This is a genomic window from Litoreibacter sp. JB4-2, assembly GCF_055693445.1.
In genome coordinates, this window is sequence record NZ_CM146334.1 from 1,137,560 (window position 1) to 1,157,243 (window position 19,684).

Genomic DNA, 19,684 nt, shown 5'->3' on the forward strand with positions numbered 1-19,684 from the left:
GTGAAAGGCGGCGCCGCCAGATCGGTTGTGCCGGACGGGGGGTGTTGCTGCGCCCCCGCATTTGCCTGCGCGCCCGCATGACGGGCACCAAATCGCTGCGATTTCGGCAAGATGGGCCTGCGCTTGCGCCTATGGCGCGCAGCAAACCCCGAAACCAGTTTTTGACGTCAGGGGGCGGTGTAGCGCGCAAACCTGAACGTGGCGTCACCGGCGCGCGCGGCCTTCGCGTCCCCTGCGCAACGCTTTTCTCCTTGAAAAACCATTAAGGGCGGCGCATTTAGTGCCACGACCGCCAGTTTGGGCGGCGACACAAATATGGAGTGAACATGGCCAAGGAAGAACTGCTCGAATTCCCCGGTGTCGTGAAGGAACTCCTGCCTAACGCGACGTTTCGGGTCGAGCTGGAAAACGGCCATGAGATCATCGCGCATACGGCAGGTAAGATGCGCAAGAACCGCATCCGGGTTCTGGCAGGCGACAAGGTGCAGGTCGAAATGACGCCCTACGATCTGACCAAGGGTCGGATTAACTACCGGTTCAAGTAGGTTCAAACGCATGTTTGAACCAGTGCGGGGAAAGCGCTTTGCCAACGGCAAATTGCGGCCCGGCACGCGCCCGAAAAACTGGGTGCCGCTATGACAACGCGAAAAGCTGACCCAAATCTCAAGCTGGTCTTGGGGTCCGGGTCTCCGCGCCGACTGGAACTGCTGGCTCAGCTTGGGCTGACCCCGTCAGACGTGCGCCCCCCAGATATTGATGAGACGCCTTTGCAGGCCGAGCTGCCCCGAGCCTATTGCGCCCGGATTGCGCGCGGCAAGGCGGAGGCACTGGTCTTGACCGGGGACGAGGTCGCGCTTTGCGCTGACACGACTGTGGCCATGGGCCGCCGCATTCTGGGCAAACCCGAGGACGAGAAAGAAGCGGCCGCGTTTCTGCTGGCCCTGTCAGGGCGCAGGCACAGGGTGATCACATCGGTTGTTGTGCGCCGTGGCGATGATTTCTGGGCCAAGGATGTGGTCACAACGGTGAAAATGAAAATGCTAAGCGATGCGGAATTGAACGGCTACCTTGCGACAAATGACTGGCGCGGCAAAGCTGGGGGCTACGCGATACAAGGGCCTGCAGGCGCGTTTATTCCTTGGATACAAGGCAGCTACACCGGCGTTGTCGGTTTGCCCGTGGCGGAAACCGCCGGGTTGCTCAGGGCTGCGGGGGTCGTGCTGTGAAGGGCTTGCAGATTGTCATGGATCACATCGCGGGCCGCCCAGCGGCGGCGCTGATGCGTGACGGGCAGCTCGATGATTTCCTGCTGTCGCCGCCTGACGACGCCCCGCCCGCACCCGGCGCGATATTTCGCGCTGTCGCAGATCGCCCCTTAAAAGGACAAGGTGGCATGATGATGAAGCTGCCAGGCGGTGAGACGGCACTGTTTCGCGGCGCAAAAGGTCTGAAACCCGGCACCGCCATGCTGGTGCAGGTCACCAGCTATTCCGAACCGGGAAAGGCCGTTGCCGTCACCGACCGGGTGATCTTCAAAGGCCGCTTTGCAATCGTCACGCCGGGCGCCAAGGGCATAAACGTTTCGCGCCAAATCCGCGACGAGGAAGAGAAGATGCGCCTCCTCGACATCGTGCATGGCACGGCTGCGGCGCAGACCGAACATGGGCTGATCATCCGCTCCGGTGCGGATGGGGTAGATGAGGCCGAGCTTGCTGAGGAGGTCGAAGACCTGCTTGCGCTTGCCACGGCGGTCATGGCCGACACAGACGGCGCGCCAGAGTTGTTGGTCGACGCGTCAGACGCACAGGCTTTGGCGTGGCGCGACTGGCCAAAAGCGCCGGTGGTTGAGGGGTTCGAGGCGCATGGCGTGCTCGACGCTTTGGCGCTGCTTGGGGGGGCTGAGGTGCCGCTGGGCGAAGGCTCGATCTTTATTGAACCGACCCGGGCGCTGATCGCAGTTGACGTGAACACAGGCGGTGATTTTTCGGCCGCCTCTGGCCTCAAAGCCAACCTCGCCTGCGCACGCGCCCTGCCCCGCCAGCTGCGGTGTCGCGGCCTTGGGGGCCAGATCACGCTGGATTTGGCACCGATGCCCAAGAAAGACCGCCGCCAGTTTGAGCAGACCCTGCGCGCCGCGTTCAAAGCCTGCCCGATTGAAACGGCCCTTGTCGGCTGGACCCCCATCGGGCATTTTGAACTGCAACGAAAACGCGAACGCCTGCCTGTGCCCAAGGCGCTGTTTTAGAAAGGAAAGCCCCGTCCATGAGCTGCCCGATCTGCCAAAAAGACGCGGACCAGAAGTACCGCCCGTTTTGTTCCAAACGCTGCGCCGACATTGACCTCGGCAAATGGATGAGCGGTCAATACGCCGTCGCTGCTACCCGCGAGGAAGACGCCGAAGGTCTGGCCGATGAGTTAGAACAAGCCCTGTCCGCTGAGCGGCCTGACGACAGCTCAAAGCTGCACTGAACAACGGCTCAAGTTTTTCGCCCATCCCCTCTGGACAGGCTGCGAGAGCTGCCCTAAACAGCGCAAACGTTCGCAGCAATATACCTCTCGCGAACGCCCGGTGCCCGGGTAGCTCAGGGGTAGAGCAGTGGATTGAAAATCCTCGTGTCGGTGGTTCGATTCCGCCCCTGGGCACCATCTTCCACGCTTTCCATTTACTTCGTCGCATGATTTTCTGGCATTCGTAATTGCCTGAAGGGTCGATATGTCAAATACATCCTACGCGCTGATCATGATGCTTGCGGGCATTGGAATTCCGGTGCTTGCGGCGTTGAATGCGGCTCTGGGGCGTTTTATTTCGGGACCGGCAGCGGCTTCGGTTGTTTTGTTTGTCGTGGCCTTTTTGACGGCACTGGCTGTTGCATTGATCACCGGCCCCCAAGCCATTGCGAAAGTGGCCGGCGCGCCAAAGCATTTGCTGCTTGCTGGCAGCTTGATTGCCTTCTACGTCCTGTCGATTACGTATATCGCTCCGCATTTCGGAATCGGAAACGCGGTGTTCTTTGTGCTGTTGGGTCAGCTCATTTCTGCCGCCGCGATTGACCACTTTGCGTTGTTTGGTGCGACACAGACACCGCTTTCGGCGATGCGCGCATTGGGGATCGCCGTGATGGGACTGGGTGTATTTTTGACGCAAGTCGCAGGTCGTTAAGTCAAACCCGACAACGTCTCCCACAACGCATCTGGGACGGCGACCACGTTCATCTCACGCCTCTTTGCGCCGGGAACCCGCGCGCCCTCTTGCACTTCTACAGCTTCCGCAACACGCGTGAAACGGTCGAAAAAGGCGTCGGAATAGGTCGCCGGGTCCATCACCAGATAAAACTGCCCCAGCCCATGCGGCGGGCCGTCGGGCAGTTTGAGCCCACTTACGTCCAGCGAATTGACTGAGCCGGTCATGCCAGCGGCCAATAGCTCCACCATCAGGCCAAGCCCCCAGCCTTTGTACCCACCGGCCGAGACCAGCGCGCCGCCCAATGCAGCCTCCGGGTTTGTGGTTGGTTGACCCTTTGCGTCCACTGCCCACCCCAACGGAATCGTCTCGCCCGCTGCCTTTGCCATGGTGATCTTGCCCAAGGCCACAGCGGAGGTGGAGAAGTCGAAATGCATCGCCACCCCTCCTTCGCGGCCCGGCACAGACATGGCGAACGGGTTGGTGCCGATGGTTTTTTCGGTGCCGCCAGGCGGTGCGACGATCGGCGAGGCGTTGGTCATGCCGATGGCGATAAGACCTTCATTGGCGAACTGTTCGGTGAAAAACCCAAGGGAGGTGCAGGTGTGGGAATGCGCGACCGCATAAGAGATCGTGCCGTTTTTGCGCGCCGCATCGCAGGCGGTCTGAAAGCCACGCGCGAAAGCAGGCTGCGCGAAGCCAAATTGCGCGTCGGCCAGCACCGCGCCGGGGCGGGGCTTGAAGATAACGGGCTCAACGGTGCCGTTGACGCGGCCAGAGGCCAGCTGCGTGCAATAGCTTTCCAAATAGTAAAGCCCGCAGATGACGTTGCCGGTTTCCTCGGCACGGCGCACGGCTTTCGCCACCTCGCGCGCGATCCAGTCGGCGGCACCATGTTTTGCCAAAGCTTTGAAGGACAGTTCTTCGATCTGGTCTAGCGTCACGTCAGGCATTGGCTTTTTCCTCCAGCATCAACCATTCTTCTTCCGCCTCTTGCAGTGCGGTGTTGCGCTCGACCAAAGCGTCGCTGGCCTTTGCGAATTTGGCCGGTTCCTTGGTGAAGAGGTCGGGGTCGGACATGAATTCTGTTAGCTTCGCGATCTCGGCCTCAAGACGCGCCATCTCATCTGGCAGCGCTTCCAAACGGTGTTTTTCGGTGAAGGACAGCCCTGTTTCTTGTTTGACCTCCGCCGCCTCCCTGCCCTTTTCGCGGCGCGATTTGACGGGTTTTTCGGACAAAACCGCCTCGGCCCCGCCCTCGGCTGCTTGGGCTTTGTAATCCGTCCAGCCACCCGCGTAGACAGTGGCTTTACCGCCTTTCAAGGCGATGGTGGTGGAGGCCACGCGATCCAGAAAATCCCGGTCGTGGCTGACCAGCAGCACAGTGCCGTCATAGTCACCAATAAGTTCCTGCAGCAGGTCGAGCGTTTCGATGTCCAGATCGTTGGTCGGCTCGTCGAGGATCAGCAGATTGCTCTCCCGCGCCATGATGCGGGCCAGCAGCAGCCGCGCCTTTTCGCCGCCAGACAGCGATTTGATCTGGGCGCGCGCCTGTGCCTCATCGAACAGAAAATCTTTGAGGTAGCCCACGACATGTTTGGGCGTGCCGCGCACGTTGATATGGTCGCCCATGCCGCGCACGCGGGTTGCGGGGTCTTCGGTCAAGGCGGCCCAAAGCGTGTCTTCCGGGTTCAATGCGGCGCGGTTCTGGTCGAAAACCGCCATTTCCAGATTGGTGCCCATTTTCACGGTGCCCTGATCTGGTGCGACCTCCCCCGTCATCAGCTTAAGTAGCGTCGTTTTGCCCGCGCCGTTGGGGCCGACCAGCGCGATCCGGTCTCCCCGGTTCACCTTGAACGAGAAATCTTTGACGATTGGCGTGCCGTCATAGCTTTTCGACACGCCCTCCACCAAAAACACCTGTTTGCCGGATTTCGGGCCAGCGGCCAGTTCCATCGCCGCCGTGCCTTGGCGCTTGATCTGGCTAGCACGTTCTGCGCGCAGGTCCTGCAGCGCGCGCACCCGGCCCATGTTGCGCTTGCGCCGGGCAGAGATGCCTTCGACAGCCCAGCGGGCCTCCGCCTTGATCTTGCGGTTGAGCTTGTGGCGCTGCTGGTCTTCCTCGTCCCACAGCTTGTCGCGCCATTCCTCGAACCGGTCAAAGCCGGTTTCCTGTCGGCGCACCTGTCCCCGGTCGATCCAAAGCGTGGCACGGGTCAGCGCGCGCAGAAAGGCCCGGTCGTGGGAGATCAGGATATAGGCCGCGCGGGTGGTCGCGAGGTGGTGTTCCAGCCAGGCGATTGCTTCGATATCAAGGTGGTTGGTCGGCTCGTCCAGAAGCATCAATTCGGGCGCTTCGCCCAACAATTTGGCCAAAGCCGCGCGGCGGCGTTCTCCACCAGAGGCGGCGTTCACATCTGCTTCAAGATTGAGCTTCAACCCCTCGGCTGCGCTTAGAATTTTGTATTCCTCGCTTGGGTCCAGTTCACTCAGCGCAAAGTCCCCAAGCGTGGTAAAACCTGTGAGATCGGGGTCCTGCTGCATGTAACCCGTGGTGGTGCCCGGCGCCAAAACGCGGGAGCCCGCGTCAGCCTCAACCAACCCGCCCATGACTTTCATTAGGGTTGATTTGCCCGACCCGTTGCGGCCCACCAAAGCGACCCGATCACCGGGTTGGACCACAAGGGAGAGGTCTTCGAAAACGGGATCGCCGCCAAAGGTCAGCGAGATGTCGGAAAGCTGTAAAAGAGGTGTGCGCGCCATGCCCGCCAGCTAAGGCGCGCAGGCACCGGCGTCAACCGCGCTTAGGCGGCAAGCGCGCGCAGGAGCCGTTTGCGCGCAGGCGGAATGGCGGCAATTTCCACGCCTGTAAAAACATGTAGCGTGTCCAGGTCGTGGTCGATCACCGCGTGATCGCTGACCCAACCGCCCATCATCAGGTAGGTGCGCAACAAAGGCGGCAGGCCTGCAAGCCCTGCTTTGATGTCCCGCGCAGCACCAGCCAACGGAATGGTTTGCGCGGCTTTCAGGCCCGGGCGCCATTGGTCCGGGGCCAGATGGCGCTCCGACAGCAGCGCGAAACTGGCGCCGTAGCGCGCCGCTTGCGTTCCAGCAAAAGACGAGCAACCAAAAAGTAGCTCAATCCCTTCCCGGTCGACATAGTCAGTGAGAGCGCCCCAGGCGGCGCGGAGAATGTCAGGGTCGCTCAGACCGGGCAGGATGCAAAAACGCCCAAGCTCCGCCATCTTACCCGGAAATGCGCGAAGTCCTTGCAAATCATAGTGTTGCGCGGCGTAGCTGTGGTCGATTTCAACACCATGGTTGAACGTCAAAACGCGAAAGCAGCACACCAATTGACCCGTGCGGGCGTCTTCCACCAGCGCGTGCCAGCACAACGCGTCAAAGCTGTCGCAATCGGGGATGCTCGCGTCGCCCCGAAAAGCCAGCCCGCGCAATCGCTCGGCCTTGGCGATGTCTTCTGACGCCCGCGACAGGCGGACGGCGTAGCGCCCCTTCACAAAGTCCTGATGCAGCTTGCCCATTTGAGCCTCCCACGGGGCTTGGACGGCCCTCTTTCCCGACCTAGATAGAGATGTATCATAAGAAAGACAAAAGTCGCGTGTCAGTTTTGGCGACACGCTTGAAGTGGAAGGAGGCCCCCATGGTCAACAAAGTCGTGAAATCGGACGCCGAATGGCGAGAGCAGCTGGACGATATGGAATATAAAGTGCTGCGCAAACACGGCACCGAACGGGCATTCACTCATGACAATTTTCCCAAAGGGCCCGGCACCTATTTTTGCAAAGGCTGCGGCACGCCGGTTTTTGAAGGCGAGACCAAATTTGACAGCGGCACCGGGTGGCCCAGCTTTTACGCACCCGTCGACGGGGATACCGTCGGCGAAAGCGTGGACAACAGCTGGTTCATGAAACGCACAGAGGTGCATTGCAACGCCTGCGACGGACATTTGGGCCATGTGTTTCCCGACGGGCCGCAGCCCACGGGGTTGCGCTACTGCATCAACGGCGTGGCGCTGACCTATGAACCTGAGGATGCGTAGGCTTTAGCCGCCCAGCGCTTCGCCAATATCGATTTGGCCGAAGTTGCGGATGATCTGACGGATGAAGGTGACGTCGCGGACCGTGGTTTCGGTCACGCGGCGCGACAGCACCACAACCTGACCGCGTTCCAGACCGAACCGTTCGATGTTTTGTACGACGCCCGTATCATCAAAGCTGATCGCCATGACCTGGCGCTCGATCTCCTCGGGCTTGCGCGCGCCGTAGTGGCGGACGCGCGAGCCCACGTAATACCAAGCATTGTCGCGCAGAACACCTGAGGTGGCGGGGCGCCCGATGGAGGCTTCGACGCTGTCGATTGTGTCGACGCCAACCAGCAACGCCTGGACGTCCTCTTCAGGGGGGATGTAGCCATGCTGGCGGATGACTTCGGAGCAGGCCGCCAGTGCCATCATCGCCCCGCAGAGCAGGACAGCATAAACCCTTGCCCGCTTGTGCTTGCCTGACCCAACCATACTCACCGCCTCACGCCTTGCTCTTTAGCTTGGCTTAGGCTTACAGAAGGACGCGACCCGGTTCAAGAAAGATGCATGAGGGCCCCACACCATGTCCAACCCCCTGCCCCCGCTCCGCGTGGCCGACCTGCCGCAAAAGCGCGACACCAAGATTTCGCTGTCAGCCGATGCGGATTTACGCCGCGAGCTGGCGGGAGAGCTAGGCGTCGACCAGATCCGCAAACTGACCTTCACGGGATCGCTGAAGGCGGCGGGCAAGACAGACTGGACCTTGTCGGGCCATCTGGGGGCCACCGTGGTGCAGCCTTGCGTGGTGACGCTTGATCCTGTGACGACCCGGATCGAGGAGGACGTGCTGCGCCACTATATTTCTGATTGGCAGGACCCGGAGGACGCGGAGATCGAGATGCCGGAGGATGACAGCTCGGAAGCTTTGGGGGCGGAGATTGATGCGATGGGGGCGATAATCGAGGCGCTGTCGCTGGCGGTGCCGGCCTATCCGCGGGCTGAGGGGGCGGAATTGGGGGCGCTGGTTCATGCTGAGCCGGGGGTCGAGCCGTTGAATGAAGACACAGTGAAACCCTTCGCGGGGCTGGCGGATTTGAAGAAGAAAATGGACGGCGGGAGCTGATTTTTCGCCCGGCCCGCAGGTGCCCCGCATGCGGGGAATCTTCTAATCATCTGATACAAAACGACTTTCAAAATTTTTTAACGATTTGGAAAGCTTAGAATGCGGCACGGTTGAGCGTTCAAGTCTAGGGCATGCCTTACCGACAAAACGGTCCAAACGCCTTATTAGCAGCTTCACGGTGCCACTGAGATCAAACAGAGGCTGACGCATCGACCCAGGCACGCAATACGCGCTTTCGCGCATGTGAAATACCTGCCTACTTCCGCCCCATCCCCCTTGCAAAAGTGACAGAATCCCCGTATACCCGCCTCTCCTTTGGCAAAACGGTCTGGACGCGCGCGATATGAGTCGTTAGATGCTGCCAAATCCGCCTAAAACAGGTGCCAGAATTTGAACATGTGACGGGGTCAAGACCCTGTCCCCTAACCCGAGGACGACGAGAATGGCTGTCCAGCAGAATAAAGTTTCCAAGTCGCGCCGCAACAACCGCCGCGCGCATGACGCGTTGTCGGCTGAGAGCCGCAACGAATGCTCCAACTGTGGCGAGCTGAAACGCCCGCATCACGTCTGTGCGTCTTGCGGCCATTACGACGACAAAGAAGTCGTTGCGATGGTTGACGAGATCGAACTGGACGACGACGCCGCGTAAGATTATCCTGCCTGAAAGACCGTAATACCAAGTCAATACGGGTTCAGGCAGGCAGTCCATTGGGCACAAGCAAGACAGTTATTTCGATCGACGCCATGGGCGGAGATCGCGGACCCGCCACGGTTGTGGCGGGTATTGCCAAATCAGCGGCCAAGAATCCTAATATTCGGTTCATCGTACATGGGCCAAAGGCGGATCTGGCGCCGCTGATCTCCAAACGCAAATTAGACGCACAATGCGAACTGCGCGACGCGGGCGAAGTGGTGTCGATGGACGCCAAGCCCAGCCACGTGATGCGGCATGGCAAGAAGACATCGATGTGGTCTGCGATTGAAAGCGTGCGCAACAAGGAGGCGGATGTGTGCGTCTCCTGCGGGAATACCGGCGCTTTGATGGCAATTTCGATGATCCGGCTGCGCAAGATGGAGGGTGTGAACCGCCCCGCGATTGCGTGTCTCTGGCCCTCGCGCAATGCGACCGGGTTCAACATCATGCTGGATGTGGGCGCCGATATTCGCGCCGACCAAGATGATTTGCTGCAATATGCGCTGATGGGCATGTCTTATGCGCGCAACGGGTTTGGGTTGAACCGCCCGCGCGTGGGGCTGCTGAATGTGGGCACCGAAGAGCACAAAGGCCGCGCAGAGCTGAAAGTGGCAGGCGACATGATCGCGGGCGCCGCGCAAGGCAATGATTTTGACTATGTGGGCTTTGTCGAAGGCGGCGACATCCCAAGCGACCGGGTGGACGTCATTGTCACGGACGGGTTCACCGGCAACGTCGCGTTGAAGACGGCAGAGGGGACGGCGTCGCTGATTTCCGAGCTGCTGCGCGAGGCCTTTAAGTTCACGCCCCTGTCGCGGATCGCGGCACTGCTGGCGTTGACGTCATTGCGCCGATTGTCCAAGCGCATCGACCCGCGCCGGGTGAATGGCGGCGTGTTTTTGGGACTGAACGGCAATGTGGTCAAAAGCCATGGCTCAGCCGATGCGACCGGGGTGTCGGCGGCCATCAAGCTGGGGTTCAAACTGTCCCAGACCGGCTTTTCAGAGAAGCTGGCAGCGCGGGTTGCATCCAACGCACCCTCGGTCCAAGGTGACGAAAGCGCGGATACGGATGATCCGGCTGGGGACACATCGAACATGGGAACATCATGACCCGCAGAGCCGTTTTGCGTGGCGTCGGCCACTACCTGCCCTCGCGCATTGTCGAGAATTCGGAAATGGAGACCATGGTCGACACCACCGACGAGTGGATCAAGACCCGGTCGGGCATTGAACGACGCCATTTTGCGGCAGATGACGAGCTGACCTCGGACCTTGCGGTCAAGGCGGCGCAGGCGGCGTTGGATGATGCCGGGATGCAAGCGGGCGAGATTGACGCGATCATCGTGGCGACATCCACCCCCGATACGACTTTTCCGTCTGTCGCGACAATCGTGCAGGGCGCGCTGGGCACCGCAGGCTTTGCGCTGGACGTGCAGGCGGTTTGCGCGGGCTTCGTCTATGCCATGTCGACGGCGGACGCGTTTATCGCATCTGGTCAGGCCAGCCGCGTTCTGGTGATCGGCGCGGAGACCTTTTCGCGCATCATGAACTGGGACGACCGCACCACCTGCGTGCTGTTTGGCGACGGCGCGGGCGCTGTCATTTTGGAGGCCACAGAGGGCACGGGCACCAACGCGGATGCGGGCATTCTGGCCACAGATCTCAACAGCGACGGGCGCTACCGCGACCTGCTTTATGTGAATGGCGGCGTGTCCGCGACCCAGACCGCGGGCGTCTTGGTGATGCAGGGCAAAGAGGTGTTCCGCCACGCCGTTGAAAAGCTGGCCGAAACGGCTGAGACGGCGTTGGACAAGGCCGGATTGACGGCGGATGACGTGGACTGGATTGTGCCCCATCAGGCCAATTCGCGCATCATCACCCGCACCGCGCAGAAGATGGGCGTGTCGATGGACCGGGTCGTGATGACCGTGCAAGACCACGGCAATACCTCGGCTGCATCGATTCCTTTGGCACTGTCTGTGGCCAAATCAGAGGGCAAATTGGCCCCCGGCCAGGTGCTTGTGATGGAGGCTATTGGCGGCGGGCTGGCCTGGGGGGCGGTTATTTTGCGCCTGTAGGCGGGTTTCACTGCCCCAAACTGCGCTTAAACGCTGTGTTGCAAGCCCTTGATATTGACTCTGAATTTGCGTCGCACGTATCGTGCCTGAATTAAATGATGATTACTGCTGGGGGACAGAATGGCTGGCAAGACGTTGACGCGTATGGATTTAAGCGAAGCGGTTTTTCGTGAGGTGGGGTTGTCGCGCAACGAATCCGCCGACCTTGTAGAGAGTGTATTGCAGCATATGTCGGACGCGCTGGTGCGCGGCGAGCAGGTCAAAATATCCTCATTCGGCACGTTCAGCGTGCGCGAGAAATCGGCCCGCATTGGCCGCAACCCCAAGACCGGCGAAGAGGTTCCAATTCACCCGCGCCGCGTTCTGACCTTCCGCCCATCGCATCTGATGAAAGACCGCGTCGCAGACGGTAACAAATCCTAAACATCGCGTTTAAGCGAGGAGCAGGGACATGGCAGAAAAGGCGCGCGAAGCGTTCCGAACCATCTCCGAAGTCGCCAATTGGCTGGACGTGCCCGCCCATGTGTTGCGCTTTTGGGAAAGCAAATTTCCACAGATCAAACCGGTGAAACGCGCCGGCGGCAGGCGCTATTACCGCCCCGCCGACATGATGTTGATCGGCGGGATCAAGAAGCTGCTGCATGATGACGGGCTTACCATTCGCGGCGTCCAGAAGATGATCAAGGAAGACGGCGTCAAGGCGGTCTCCGCGCTTGCCCCGGCGCTTGACATGCCAAGCGAGGAAGAAGGCGCCGCCCGCCGCAAGGCCCGCCGCGCCCGCCGCCAGGCCCGCCAGCAAGCGCGCGAAAGAACCGGCGAAGCGGCCCCGAAGCTGACCCCACCGCCGCCGCCCTCCAAGCCCGACGACGAAGCACCGTTTGTGCATGTTGAAGACGCCGACGTGGCACCTGCGGGTGACAATATTGTGCCCCTGTCCAAACCGCGCGACGCGGAACCGGAGCTGGATATCGTTGCCAGCGACGCGGCGGCCCCTGCCACGGATGAGGTGCCTGTACCCGCACCACAGGACGTCCCTGAGCCCGTCGCGGAAGCGCCGGTTGAGCCGGCACCTGTCGCACCTGAAACCTCCGCCACAGAGGATGCCCCGCAAGCGAGCTTTGCGCTGGACGACGCCCCAGCAGAACCAGAACCCGCGCCGGAGCCTGTCCCCACACCCGCGCCCGCACCTGTGCCAGACGCGATTGACGTCAGCACAATTGTGGCCAGCGACGCGCAGCGCATCCGCACCAAGCGCCTGCGGAAGTTCCGCAGGCTAGGGGTTGGCACTGTGTTTGCCGGCGGCTCCGACGAGGCGATCAAGCGCGGGCATGACCGCCTGCACACCCTGCGGGAGCGCATCGCGATTGATCTGAGCCGGGGCTAACTCCCTGATGCCTGCTTTCAACGCCAGAAATAGCGGCAACGCCCCTTGCCTTGGCGTGCAAATACCGTATGAAGGCGCAATCGTCGGGCTATGGCGCAGCCTGGTAGCGCGTCCGTCTGGGGGACGGAAGGTCGCAGGTTCGAGTCCTGCTAGCCCGACCATGATACAAACGCTCGCAGCCCCTTTGGGCGCGGGCGTTTTGTCCATCTGAGAGGGGCTGCAATATGGCTGATTTTGCGACCGGAGTGCTGTCGGACCGGCAGATGCGCGCGATGATCGCGGCAGATCAAATCACGTCGTCAAACCCTATCGAAACAGGCCAAATCCAACCCGCATCACTGGATTTGCGACTGGGCGCGACCGCGACGCGGGTGCGCGCCTCGTTTTTGGCCGGGCGCGGACGCCGCGTGTCCGAGCGGCTAGATGATTTCGCCATGCATGAAATGGATTTGACCCAAGGCGCGGTGCTTGAGAAAGGCTGCGTCTACGTCGTGCCGTTGCAGGAAGGGCTGGCTTTACCTGCGGGGTTATCTGGCGCGGCCTCGGCCAAATCATCCATCGGGCGACTGGATTTGCTGACCCGTGTGATCACCGATGATGGGGTCGAATTTGACCGGGTGCCGGATGGCTATACCGGGCCGCTTTATGTCGAGATTTGCCCGCGCTCTTTCTCGGTCGTGGCCAAGACCGGGCAGATGCTGAACCAGATTATTTTCCGGCAGGGCAAAACGCTGATCGATGACGAGGCGTTGCGCGCGCTACATGAACAAACCCCGATTGTGTCGGGTGAAGCCGTGATTTCAGACGGGTTGGGCTTTTCGGTCGACTTGCGCCCTGACACGGGCGATCTGGTGGGCTACCGCGCCAAGCCGCATACTGGCGTCATCGATTTGGGGCAGCTCGCCCATTACGACCCCGCCGAGTATTGGGAAGAGGTGCGCACCAGCGAGGGCCGCATCATCCTGGACCCCGGCGCGTTCTATATTCTGGTCAGCCGCGAAGCGATCACGATCCCGCCCAATTGCGCGGCGGAAATGGCGCCCTATCTGGCGATGGTGGGCGAATTCCGCGTGCATTACGCGGGGTTCTTCGACCCCGGTTTTGGCTATTCAAAGGAAGGCACAGGCTCACGCGGGGTGTTGGAGGTGCGCTGCCATGAGGCGCCGTTTGTGCTGGAACATGGGCAGGTTGTTGGCCGCTTGGTGTATGAGCATATGTCCGAAGTTCCCGAACAGCTTTACGGGATCGACATCAAGTCGAACTATCAGGGTCAGGGCCTCAAGCTCAGCAAGCACTTCAAAACGCCCGCCGCCTAAGCGCCGTCCCTCTATCTCCATTTGGTTAAAAATATCCCGGGGGAGCGCGGAACGCGCGGGGGCAGAGCCCCCACCCTGTCGGCGCGCGTCAGCGCGACGAAACCCGTCTAACGCCCCGCTCCTTTAACGACCGGTTTAGCGCCCCGCTTACCGTCCGACCCGACGTGCGATCCGCATTGCTCGTTGTGCGCGTTTTTTGTTTTCACCGGCGGCTTTCTTTTGTTCAGGTGTCAGCTCACCCTGGCCGCGCCGTTTGGCGACCGCGTCGACACCTTTATCGATGCCCAATGTGATCAGGCGGCGCACCACCTGACGGATCACCATGTTGATAATCTGGTTCATATGCGAACCTCCTCTCAAAGCCCCCCAAGCGTATTTGAGCTTTCAGATATGCATGCCAGCTAGCATGTCACGCTTAATCTTCAAACAATTCGTTCTGTCCCTCGGGGCTTTCCTCCTCATCGTCGTCATCGGGCAACGCATCCAAGCCGGGTGGCGGGCGGTTGTCCAAAAGGCCTGCGGCGCGCAGTTCTTTCAGGCCCGGCAGGTCGCGGGCGTTTTCCAGCCCGAAGTGATCGAGGAAGTGCTGGGTGACCACATAGGTCACGGGGCGGCCCGGCGTCATCCGCCTGCGGCCAAATCGGATCCATTCCAATTCGATCAGCTGATCGACGGTCCCGCGGCTGACGGACACGCCGCGAATTTCCTCAATCTCAGCGCGCGTCACAGGCTGATGGTAGGCGACAATCGCCAGGGTTTCGATCGCAGCGCGGCTGAGCTTGCGGGTCTCAACCGTTTCTTTTTGCATCAGAAATCCCAGATCGCCCGCCGTGCGGATTGCCCAGGCATCGCCCACTTTGACGACATGTACGCCGCGCCCCTCGTAGCGTTTGCGCAGGTGCACCAAGGCCTCCGCCGGGTCCGCGCCATGGGGCATGCGGGCTTCCAGCTCGCGCACCGTGATCGGCTCCGCAGAGGCAAAGAGAATGGCTTCGACCATGCGCTCCTGCTCCCCCATCGGGGGGGCTTCGAACAGGCTGTCAGTGGCGGGGGTTTCGGCCTCAGGTGTGTCAGTTGCGTCGGTCACCATCTGTCCTTTTTCGGATCTGGATAGGCGCGAAAACATCGCCCTGTCTTAATTCAATTTGTCCTGCTTTTGCCAGCTCAAGCGAGGCCGCAAAGGTCGCCGCCGTGGCTGATCTGCGCTTGACCGGATCGGTTTCCCAGCCTTCGGGCAGCCAGCTTGTTAGGTCGGACCATTCGCCTGCAAAGCCGATCAGCCCGCGCATCCGGTCGAGCGCTTGTTCCATGGTGAAAACCTTTTCGCGGTCCATCACGAAGGGGCGGAATTCATCCTTGGTTTTGATCCGGGCGTAGGCCTGCATCAGATCGAGCAGCGTTGCGGTGTAGGTGACCTTGCGGATGCGGGTGACGTCTTCGGGCACGCCGCGCGCAAAGAAATCGCGGCCCAGCTGGTCGCGCGCCATCAGTTTGGCAGACGCCTCCCGCATCGCGGAAAGGCGTTCGAGCTGGAAGGCCAGATGCGCGGCGAGTTCTTCACCGGACGGGCCTTCCTCCGTCGGATCGGGCGGCAATAAGAGCCGCGATTTCAGGAAGGCGAGCCAGGCGGCCATGACCAGATAGTCCGCGGCGAGTTCTAGCCGCAGCTCCTTGGCCTTCTCGATGAAGCCCAGATATTGTTCGGCCAGCTGCAGGACGGAGACTTTGCGCAGGTCCACTTTCTGGGTGCGCGACAGGGTCAGGAGCAGATCGAGCGGGCCCTCGAACCCGTCGACATCGACGATCAGCGCCTCGGCGGCGAGACGCGCTTCGACGCCTTCGCTTTCCCACGACGTGTCGATATCCGTGCCCGTTTCTTTGCTGCGTTCGTCCGACATTTCGCGGCGGCTGCCCTACCCGTTTATAAGGGCCTCAAACTCTGCTCTGGCGGCGGAAATGTCAATGTCGCTGGGGGATTTGCGCTGGTCCAAAGCGGCGGCGGCGCGGGCCTGCGCGGCCGCATTCATGGGCGGGCAGCTTGCGGCAATCGTCTCCATCTCCGCCAATTTGCCATTGCAGTGCAGCGCGATATCGCAGCCCGCCTTTAGGGCCGCGACGGACCGCTGCGCCACCGTGCCCGACAGCGCCTGCATCGAGATGTCATCGGTCATGATCAACCCGCCGAAACCGATATCGTCGCGGATCATCTGCATCGCTTTGGGGGATGTCGTCGCGGGCTGATCGTCGATCACGGGGAAGACGATATGGGCGGTCATGCCCATCTTGATGTCGCTGAGCGCTTTGAAAGGCGCAAAATCCAGCGCGTCCAACTGATCGCGCGGCACATCGACGGTCGGCAGATCAAGATGCCCGTCCACCACGGCGCGGCCATAGCCGGGGATGTGCTTCAAGACCGGAAGAACACCGCCATCCAACAGACCCGTAGCGGCTTCGCGGCACATCTGAACCACGGTTTCAACGTCATAGCCGTAGCAGCGGTTGAGCATCACCGGGTGCGTTTCCGGCTGCAACACATCAGCCACAGGGGCGCAATTGACGTCGATGCCGACCTCGAACAGCTCCGCCGCGATCAGCCGGTTGCGCAGATACATGGCGCGCGCCGCCTTGTCGCCCGCTGCTTTCATCTGATCCAGCGCGGGCGGGTAGTCTTGCCAGACCGGCGGACGCATGCGCTGCACGCGGCCACCTTCCTGATCAATGAGGATCGGGGCCTGCCAGCCGACGGCGTCGCGCAGATCATCTGTCAGGCGCTTGAGCTGGTCTTTGTCGGCGACATTTCGGGCAAAAAGGATGAATCCCCACGGTTGGGCGCTTTCAAAAAACCGATATTCGTCCTGACTGAGCTGTTCGCCCGCGCAGCCAAAAATGTATGAATTATTTGGCATTAGCGCGCGACCTTCATAATTTGTCTCAACCGCGCTTGTGACTATCCAACATTAGCGTGCCAGAACCGGGATACAGGCGGCGTTTGAGGCCACAAGCACCGCACAAAAGCGACGCGACGCGTTGAGGTCGTCAAACCCGACCGCGCGCAGGCGGTAGAACGTGCGTCCGCCGCTCTTGGCTTCCTGGATCACGCGCTGCTTGCCCGACATATAATCGGCGAAATTGGCGGCGATCTTGTCCCATTCCGCTTTGGCCATTTGCTGATCATCAAAAGCGCCAAGCTGCACCAGCCGCGTGCCTGTGGCGATCCCAGACGGGTCAACATCCAGCGTCGTTGCCGACGGAACCTGCGCGGAGGTTTGCTGAAGGTTTTGCAAGTTCACCTTGGGCCGCGTCAGCGGGCGCTGCGAGCGGGTCACACCGGGCACGGAGGCCGGAATGACCTCAGGACCCTCTTGCGCCACATCTTCAAACAGCGGCTGCGTGCCCGCAGCAAGCCGTTCGGCCAGACGCGCGGCGCGCTCTTCTGCCGTCAGGTCTTGCTCTTCCAGCGTCAGGGAGACGACTGTACCAATGGCTTCGGCCAGCTCATCTTGCGGGACCTCGCCCTCTGACGGGGAGGCCAGCACAATATCTTCCGAGGTCAGATCGATGGGTTCTGGCGCCAAGATCACCTGTGGAGCGGGCCCGGCGGCGGTGCCTTCGGCCTGCACGGAATTCACCGACAGGCCCTGGTGCTGGGCCAATTGCCCGCCCGGATCATCAGGCTGAACACGCGACGGACCTTCGAGGGCGCGAATGACCGGCACATCGGTGACATCGCGCATCGTCAGCTCATAGCCCCAGATGCCCAGCCCTACGACCAGCGCGATAGAGCTGAACGCGCCCAGATGGCTTATCGCCTTGGAGGCCAGCCCCGGATGGTGCGCCGCCGCGCTGGGTGCGTTTGAATAGGTGCCTGTGGAGGGCATTTCTGCCCCATATTGAACGTCAGCCATTATCGCCTCTCCGCCCCCGAATTCGCGTTCGGGTGGTCACTTTTCGTCTGCTCGTCGCTCGCAGGCAGGGGAGGCTGATCTTTTGGCGTCAGCGCATCTCATCCGCCGGAGTTACGCCCAGAATACCAAGACCTGCGGAAATAACAATCGCCGTGGCGCGTGCGAGCGCAATTTTTGGCAGGCTGGCGTCGAGATCGGCCTCATCCACGAATTTCCCGGCCTGCGTGTAATGCGCGTTGAACTCGCTGGCGAGCTCATAAAGGTAGAAGGCGATACGGTGCGGTTCCTGCGTGCGGGCGGCAATTTCGACAAGGCGCGGCCATTCGGCCAGCTTGGCGGCAACAGCCAGTTGGCCCTCATCTGTCAGGGCGCTCAGATCGGTCGCGGCAAGTGCGGTATCAGACGTATTGATCCCCAGGTCCGCGGCCTTGCGCAACAGCGAACAGACCCGCGCATGCGCGTATTGCACATAAAAGACCGGGTTGTCTTTTGACTGCGCCAGCACCTTGTCGAGATCGAAATCAAGCGGCGCATCCTGCTTGCGGGTCAGCATGATGAACCGGGTCACGTCTGGGCCAACCTGATCGACCACATCGCGCAAGGTTATAAAGGTGCCCGCGCGTTTCGACATTTTGAACGGCTCGCCGTTTTTGGTCAGCTTCACCAGCTGCGTGAGCTTGATATCAAGCGGCACCTGCCCCTCAGACAGGGCCGAAACCGCCGCTTTCATCCGCTTGACATAGCCGCCATGATCGGCGCCGAACACATCAATCAAAGCGTCAAAGCCGCGCGACACTTTATCATAGTGATACGCGATATCAGGGGCAAAATAGGTCCAGGCGCCGTCAGATTTCTTGACGGGCCGGTCCACATCATCGCCATGCTCGGTGGATTTAAAGAGGGTCTGCTCACGCGGCTCCCAGTCTTCGGGCTTTTTGCCCTTGGGGGGCTCCAACACGCCCTCATAAATCAGGCCCTTGGCGTCAAGTTCCGCGATTGCGGCCTCGATCCGGCCGGTGCCATAAAGCGACTTTTCGGAATAGAACACATCCATCTCGACGCCCAAAGCCTTCAGATCGGCCCGGATCAGGTCCATCATCGCCTCGGTTGCGAATTCGCGAATTTCTGTAAGCCAGAACTGCTCACCCTTGTCCAGATAGGCGTCGCCGACCTTATCTTTCAGCGCCTGCCCCACCGCGATCAGATAGTCGCCGGGATAGGTGCCATCGGGGAAGGCGATCTCTTGGCCATGCGCCTCCTGATACCGCAAGTAAACGGAGCGCGCCAAGACATCGACCTGCGCGCCGCCATCATTGATGTAATATTCGCGTGTGACCGCATGGCCCGCATAGGCCAAAAGAGACGCCAAAGCATCGCCAAAAACCGCGCCACGGGTATGGCCCACATGCAAAGGCCCGGTGGGGTTGGCCGAGACATATTCGACATTCACCTTGCGCCCCGCCCCCATGGAGGAGCGGCCAAAATCCGTACCAGTTTTCAGCGCGACCTGCACCACGCCCGCCCAGACAGAACTATCGAGCCGCAGGTTCAAGAACCCGGGCCCCGCGACATCAACACCTGCGATGCGCGGGTCTGCTTGCAAATGCACGGCAAGCGCCTCGGCAATATCGCGCGGCTTCATTCCGGCGGGTTTGGCCAGCACCATCGCCGCATTGGTCGCCATATCGCCATGGGCTGCGTCGCGCGGCGGCTCTACCGCGACATTGTCGAAGCTCAAGCCCTCAGGCAACACGCCTTCTCGCACCATCGCGTCCAAAGACGTGACGACCAATTCCCGGATCTGTGCAAAAATATTCATGGCGCTGCCTTTTCAGTGATGTCGCGCGGTTTATCACGACCACGCCCACGGTCCACCCTTCATTGTTTCAGAAATATTCTGGGAGTTTGAGGGCAAAGCCCTCAAACCCGCGTGGCGAACGCAAAAGCATCGCGCGCGGC

At 60.9% G+C, this 19,684-nt stretch carries 23 protein-coding genes and 2 tRNA genes; 15 read left to right on the plus strand and 10 right to left on the minus strand.

Annotated features, from left to right (window positions below):
- Positions 1-326: 326 nt before the first annotated feature.
- The 6 genes from infA to ACZ1G7_RS05710 all read left to right on the plus strand — a co-directional run bounded on the left by infA (position 327) and on the right by ACZ1G7_RS05710 (position 3,160).
- Complete coding sequence (infA, locus tag ACZ1G7_RS05685; protein ID WP_007205486.1) at positions 327-545, plus strand: translation initiation factor IF-1; 219 nt, start codon at positions 327-329, stop codon at positions 543-545.
- Positions 546-635: 90 nt separating this feature from the next.
- Positions 636-1,226, plus strand: a complete 591-nt coding sequence (locus tag ACZ1G7_RS05690; protein ID WP_472662860.1) for a Maf family protein — start codon at positions 636-638, stop codon at positions 1,224-1,226.
- Positions 1,223-2,245, plus strand: a complete 1,023-nt coding sequence (locus ACZ1G7_RS05695) for a ribonuclease E/G (RefSeq protein ID WP_472662861.1) — start codon at positions 1,223-1,225, stop codon at positions 2,243-2,245. Before ACZ1G7_RS05690 ends, ACZ1G7_RS05695 begins: the two co-directional genes overlap by 4 nt.
- Before the next feature lie 17 nt (positions 2,246-2,262).
- Positions 2,263-2,469: a DNA gyrase inhibitor YacG gene (locus ACZ1G7_RS05700; RefSeq protein ID WP_472662862.1), complete on the plus strand. Its 207-nt coding sequence runs from the start codon at positions 2,263-2,265 to the stop codon at positions 2,467-2,469.
- Between the two features lie 102 nt (positions 2,470-2,571).
- A tRNA-Phe gene (locus tag ACZ1G7_RS05705) sits at positions 2,572-2,646 on the plus strand.
- 67 nt (positions 2,647-2,713) lie between these two features.
- Positions 2,714-3,160 (plus strand): DMT family transporter, encoded by a 447-nt coding sequence (locus ACZ1G7_RS05710; protein WP_472662863.1) that lies wholly within the window; start codon positions 2,714-2,716, stop codon positions 3,158-3,160.
- Here the strand turns inward: ACZ1G7_RS05710 and ACZ1G7_RS05715 are convergent.
- From ACZ1G7_RS05715 to ACZ1G7_RS05725, 3 genes are read right to left on the minus strand one after another with little or no spacing between them, the layout of a single operon-like run.
- The gene (locus tag ACZ1G7_RS05715; protein WP_472662864.1) at positions 3,157-4,134 is read right to left on the minus strand and encodes an Ldh family oxidoreductase; all 978 of its coding nucleotides are present in this window, start codon (positions 4,132-4,134) and stop codon (positions 3,157-3,159) included. The two genes, ACZ1G7_RS05710 and ACZ1G7_RS05715, sit on opposite strands and share 4 nt — an antisense overlap.
- Positions 4,127-5,944, minus strand: a complete 1,818-nt coding sequence (locus ACZ1G7_RS05720) for an ABC-F family ATP-binding cassette domain-containing protein (RefSeq protein WP_472662865.1) — start codon at positions 5,942-5,944, stop codon at positions 4,127-4,129. The genes ACZ1G7_RS05715 and ACZ1G7_RS05720 overlap by 8 nt, the downstream gene beginning before the upstream one ends.
- Positions 5,945-5,985: 41 nt before the next feature.
- Positions 5,986-6,723, minus strand: coding sequence for a GNAT family N-acetyltransferase (locus tag ACZ1G7_RS05725; protein ID WP_472662866.1), 738 nt, complete (start codon positions 6,721-6,723; stop codon positions 5,986-5,988).
- Positions 6,724-6,842: 119 nt separating this feature from the next.
- Between ACZ1G7_RS05725 and msrB the strand changes: the two genes are divergently transcribed.
- A complete protein-coding gene (gene msrB / locus ACZ1G7_RS05730; RefSeq protein WP_472662867.1) occupies positions 6,843-7,241 on the plus strand; it encodes a peptide-methionine (R)-S-oxide reductase MsrB in 399 nt (132 codons plus the stop codon).
- 3 nt (positions 7,242-7,244) lie between these two features.
- On the opposite strand, the gene ACZ1G7_RS05735 is transcribed toward msrB, so the two are convergent.
- Positions 7,245-7,715 (minus strand): outer membrane protein assembly factor BamE, encoded by a 471-nt coding sequence (locus ACZ1G7_RS05735; protein ID WP_472663677.1) that lies wholly within the window; start codon positions 7,713-7,715, stop codon positions 7,245-7,247.
- A 91-nt stretch (positions 7,716-7,806) separates the two neighbouring features.
- On the opposite strand from ACZ1G7_RS05735, the gene ACZ1G7_RS05740 reads away from it, so the two are divergent.
- From ACZ1G7_RS05740 to ACZ1G7_RS05775, 8 genes are all read left to right on the plus strand, one after another.
- Positions 7,807-8,346, plus strand: a complete 540-nt coding sequence (locus tag ACZ1G7_RS05740; protein ID WP_472662868.1) for a YceD family protein — start codon at positions 7,807-7,809, stop codon at positions 8,344-8,346.
- A 442-nt stretch (positions 8,347-8,788) separates the two neighbouring features.
- Complete coding sequence (rpmF, locus tag ACZ1G7_RS05745; protein WP_472662869.1) at positions 8,789-8,995, plus strand: 50S ribosomal protein L32; 207 nt, start codon at positions 8,789-8,791, stop codon at positions 8,993-8,995.
- Positions 8,996-9,090: 95 nt separating this feature from the next.
- The gene (gene plsX / locus ACZ1G7_RS05750) at positions 9,091-10,152 is read left to right on the plus strand and encodes a phosphate acyltransferase PlsX (RefSeq protein WP_472663678.1); all 1,062 of its coding nucleotides are present in this window, start codon (positions 9,091-9,093) and stop codon (positions 10,150-10,152) included.
- Positions 10,149-11,120: a beta-ketoacyl-ACP synthase III gene (locus ACZ1G7_RS05755; RefSeq protein WP_472662870.1), complete on the plus strand. Its 972-nt coding sequence runs from the start codon at positions 10,149-10,151 to the stop codon at positions 11,118-11,120. The genes plsX and ACZ1G7_RS05755 overlap by 4 nt, the downstream gene beginning before the upstream one ends.
- A 120-nt stretch (positions 11,121-11,240) precedes the next feature.
- Positions 11,241-11,543 (plus strand): integration host factor subunit alpha, encoded by a 303-nt coding sequence (ihfA, locus tag ACZ1G7_RS05760; protein ID WP_472662871.1) that lies wholly within the window; start codon positions 11,241-11,243, stop codon positions 11,541-11,543.
- Positions 11,544-11,571: 28 nt separating this feature from the next.
- Positions 11,572-12,504: a MerR family transcriptional regulator gene (locus ACZ1G7_RS05765; protein ID WP_472662872.1), complete on the plus strand. Its 933-nt coding sequence runs from the start codon at positions 11,572-11,574 to the stop codon at positions 12,502-12,504.
- An 84-nt stretch (positions 12,505-12,588) separates the two neighbouring features.
- Positions 12,589-12,665, plus strand: a tRNA-Pro gene (locus ACZ1G7_RS05770).
- A gap of 63 nt (positions 12,666-12,728) precedes the next feature.
- A complete protein-coding gene (locus ACZ1G7_RS05775) occupies positions 12,729-13,820 on the plus strand; it encodes a 2'-deoxycytidine 5'-triphosphate deaminase (protein WP_472662873.1) in 1,092 nt (363 codons plus the stop codon).
- Between the two features lie 147 nt (positions 13,821-13,967).
- Here the strand turns inward: ACZ1G7_RS05775 and ACZ1G7_RS05780 are convergent, their stop codons facing one another.
- The 6 genes from ACZ1G7_RS05780 to argS all read right to left on the minus strand — a co-directional run bounded on the left by ACZ1G7_RS05780 (position 13,968) and on the right by argS (position 19,544).
- Complete coding sequence (locus ACZ1G7_RS05780; RefSeq protein ID WP_472662874.1) at positions 13,968-14,162, minus strand: hypothetical protein; 195 nt, start codon at positions 14,160-14,162, stop codon at positions 13,968-13,970.
- 73 nt (positions 14,163-14,235) lie between these two features.
- On the minus strand, positions 14,236-14,838 hold the full coding sequence (gene scpB / locus ACZ1G7_RS05785) for an SMC-Scp complex subunit ScpB (protein WP_472663679.1): 603 nt from the start codon (positions 14,836-14,838) through the stop codon (positions 14,236-14,238).
- 52 nt (positions 14,839-14,890) lie between these two features.
- Complete coding sequence (locus tag ACZ1G7_RS05790; protein WP_472662875.1) at positions 14,891-15,718, minus strand: segregation and condensation protein A; 828 nt, start codon at positions 15,716-15,718, stop codon at positions 14,891-14,893.
- Positions 15,719-15,733: 15 nt separating this feature from the next.
- Complete coding sequence (gene nagZ, locus ACZ1G7_RS05795) at positions 15,734-16,726, minus strand: beta-N-acetylhexosaminidase (protein ID WP_472662876.1); 993 nt, start codon at positions 16,724-16,726, stop codon at positions 15,734-15,736.
- 51 nt (positions 16,727-16,777) lie between these two features.
- Positions 16,778-17,725, minus strand: a complete 948-nt coding sequence (locus tag ACZ1G7_RS05800) for an SPOR domain-containing protein (protein ID WP_472662877.1) — start codon at positions 17,723-17,725, stop codon at positions 16,778-16,780.
- An 88-nt stretch (positions 17,726-17,813) separates the two neighbouring features.
- Entirely contained in the window at positions 17,814-19,544 is a 1,731-nt protein-coding gene (gene argS / locus ACZ1G7_RS05805) for an arginine--tRNA ligase (protein ID WP_472662878.1), read from the minus strand.
- Positions 19,545-19,684 lie beyond the last annotated feature (140 nt).

What these genes read in the sequence shown, in the direction of transcription:
- ACZ1G7_RS05800 (WP_472662877.1), bottom strand. Translation starts at nt 17,725, where the DNA reads ATGGCTGACGTTCAATATGGGGCAGAAATGCCCTCCACAGGCACCTAT.
- ACZ1G7_RS05765 (WP_472662872.1), top strand. Translation starts at nt 11,572, where the DNA reads ATGGCAGAAAAGGCGCGCGAAGCGTTCCGAACCATCTCCGAAGTCGCC.
- scpB (WP_472663679.1), bottom strand. Translation starts at nt 14,838, where the DNA reads ATGGGGGAGCAGGAGCGCATGGTCGAAGCCATTCTCTTTGCCTCTGCG.
- ihfA (WP_472662871.1), top strand. Translation starts at nt 11,241, where the DNA reads ATGGCTGGCAAGACGTTGACGCGTATGGATTTAAGCGAAGCGGTTTTT.
- infA (WP_007205486.1), top strand. Translation starts at nt 327, where the DNA reads ATGGCCAAGGAAGAACTGCTCGAATTCCCCGGTGTCGTGAAGGAACTC.
- rpmF (WP_472662869.1), top strand. Translation starts at nt 8,789, where the DNA reads ATGGCTGTCCAGCAGAATAAAGTTTCCAAGTCGCGCCGCAACAACCGC.
- msrB (WP_472662867.1), top strand. Translation starts at nt 6,843, where the DNA reads ATGGTCAACAAAGTCGTGAAATCGGACGCCGAATGGCGAGAGCAGCTG.
- ACZ1G7_RS05755 (WP_472662870.1), top strand. Translation starts at nt 10,149, where the DNA reads ATGACCCGCAGAGCCGTTTTGCGTGGCGTCGGCCACTACCTGCCCTCG.
- argS (WP_472662878.1), bottom strand. Translation starts at nt 19,544, where the DNA reads ATGAATATTTTTGCACAGATCCGGGAATTGGTCGTCACGTCTTTGGAC.
- ACZ1G7_RS05700 (WP_472662862.1), top strand. Translation starts at nt 2,263, where the DNA reads ATGAGCTGCCCGATCTGCCAAAAAGACGCGGACCAGAAGTACCGCCCG.
- ACZ1G7_RS05780 (WP_472662874.1), bottom strand. Translation starts at nt 14,162, where the DNA reads ATGAACCAGATTATCAACATGGTGATCCGTCAGGTGGTGCGCCGCCTG.
- ACZ1G7_RS05775 (WP_472662873.1), top strand. Translation starts at nt 12,729, where the DNA reads ATGGCTGATTTTGCGACCGGAGTGCTGTCGGACCGGCAGATGCGCGCG.
- plsX (WP_472663678.1), top strand. Translation starts at nt 9,091, where the DNA reads ATGGGCGGAGATCGCGGACCCGCCACGGTTGTGGCGGGTATTGCCAAA.
- ACZ1G7_RS05710 (WP_472662863.1), top strand. Translation starts at nt 2,714, where the DNA reads ATGTCAAATACATCCTACGCGCTGATCATGATGCTTGCGGGCATTGGA.
- ACZ1G7_RS05720 (WP_472662865.1), bottom strand. Translation starts at nt 5,944, where the DNA reads ATGGCGCGCACACCTCTTTTACAGCTTTCCGACATCTCGCTGACCTTT.
- nagZ (WP_472662876.1), bottom strand. Translation starts at nt 16,726, where the DNA reads ATGCCAAATAATTCATACATTTTTGGCTGCGCGGGCGAACAGCTCAGT.
- ACZ1G7_RS05790 (WP_472662875.1), bottom strand. Translation starts at nt 15,718, where the DNA reads ATGTCGGACGAACGCAGCAAAGAAACGGGCACGGATATCGACACGTCG.
- ACZ1G7_RS05740 (WP_472662868.1), top strand. Translation starts at nt 7,807, where the DNA reads ATGTCCAACCCCCTGCCCCCGCTCCGCGTGGCCGACCTGCCGCAAAAG.
- ACZ1G7_RS05725 (WP_472662866.1), bottom strand. Translation starts at nt 6,723, where the DNA reads ATGGGCAAGCTGCATCAGGACTTTGTGAAGGGGCGCTACGCCGTCCGC.
- ACZ1G7_RS05690 (WP_472662860.1), top strand. Translation starts at nt 636, where the DNA reads ATGACAACGCGAAAAGCTGACCCAAATCTCAAGCTGGTCTTGGGGTCC.
- ACZ1G7_RS05735 (WP_472663677.1), bottom strand. Translation starts at nt 7,715, where the DNA reads ATGGTTGGGTCAGGCAAGCACAAGCGGGCAAGGGTTTATGCTGTCCTG.
- ACZ1G7_RS05715 (WP_472662864.1), bottom strand. Translation starts at nt 4,134, where the DNA reads ATGCCTGACGTGACGCTAGACCAGATCGAAGAACTGTCCTTCAAAGCT.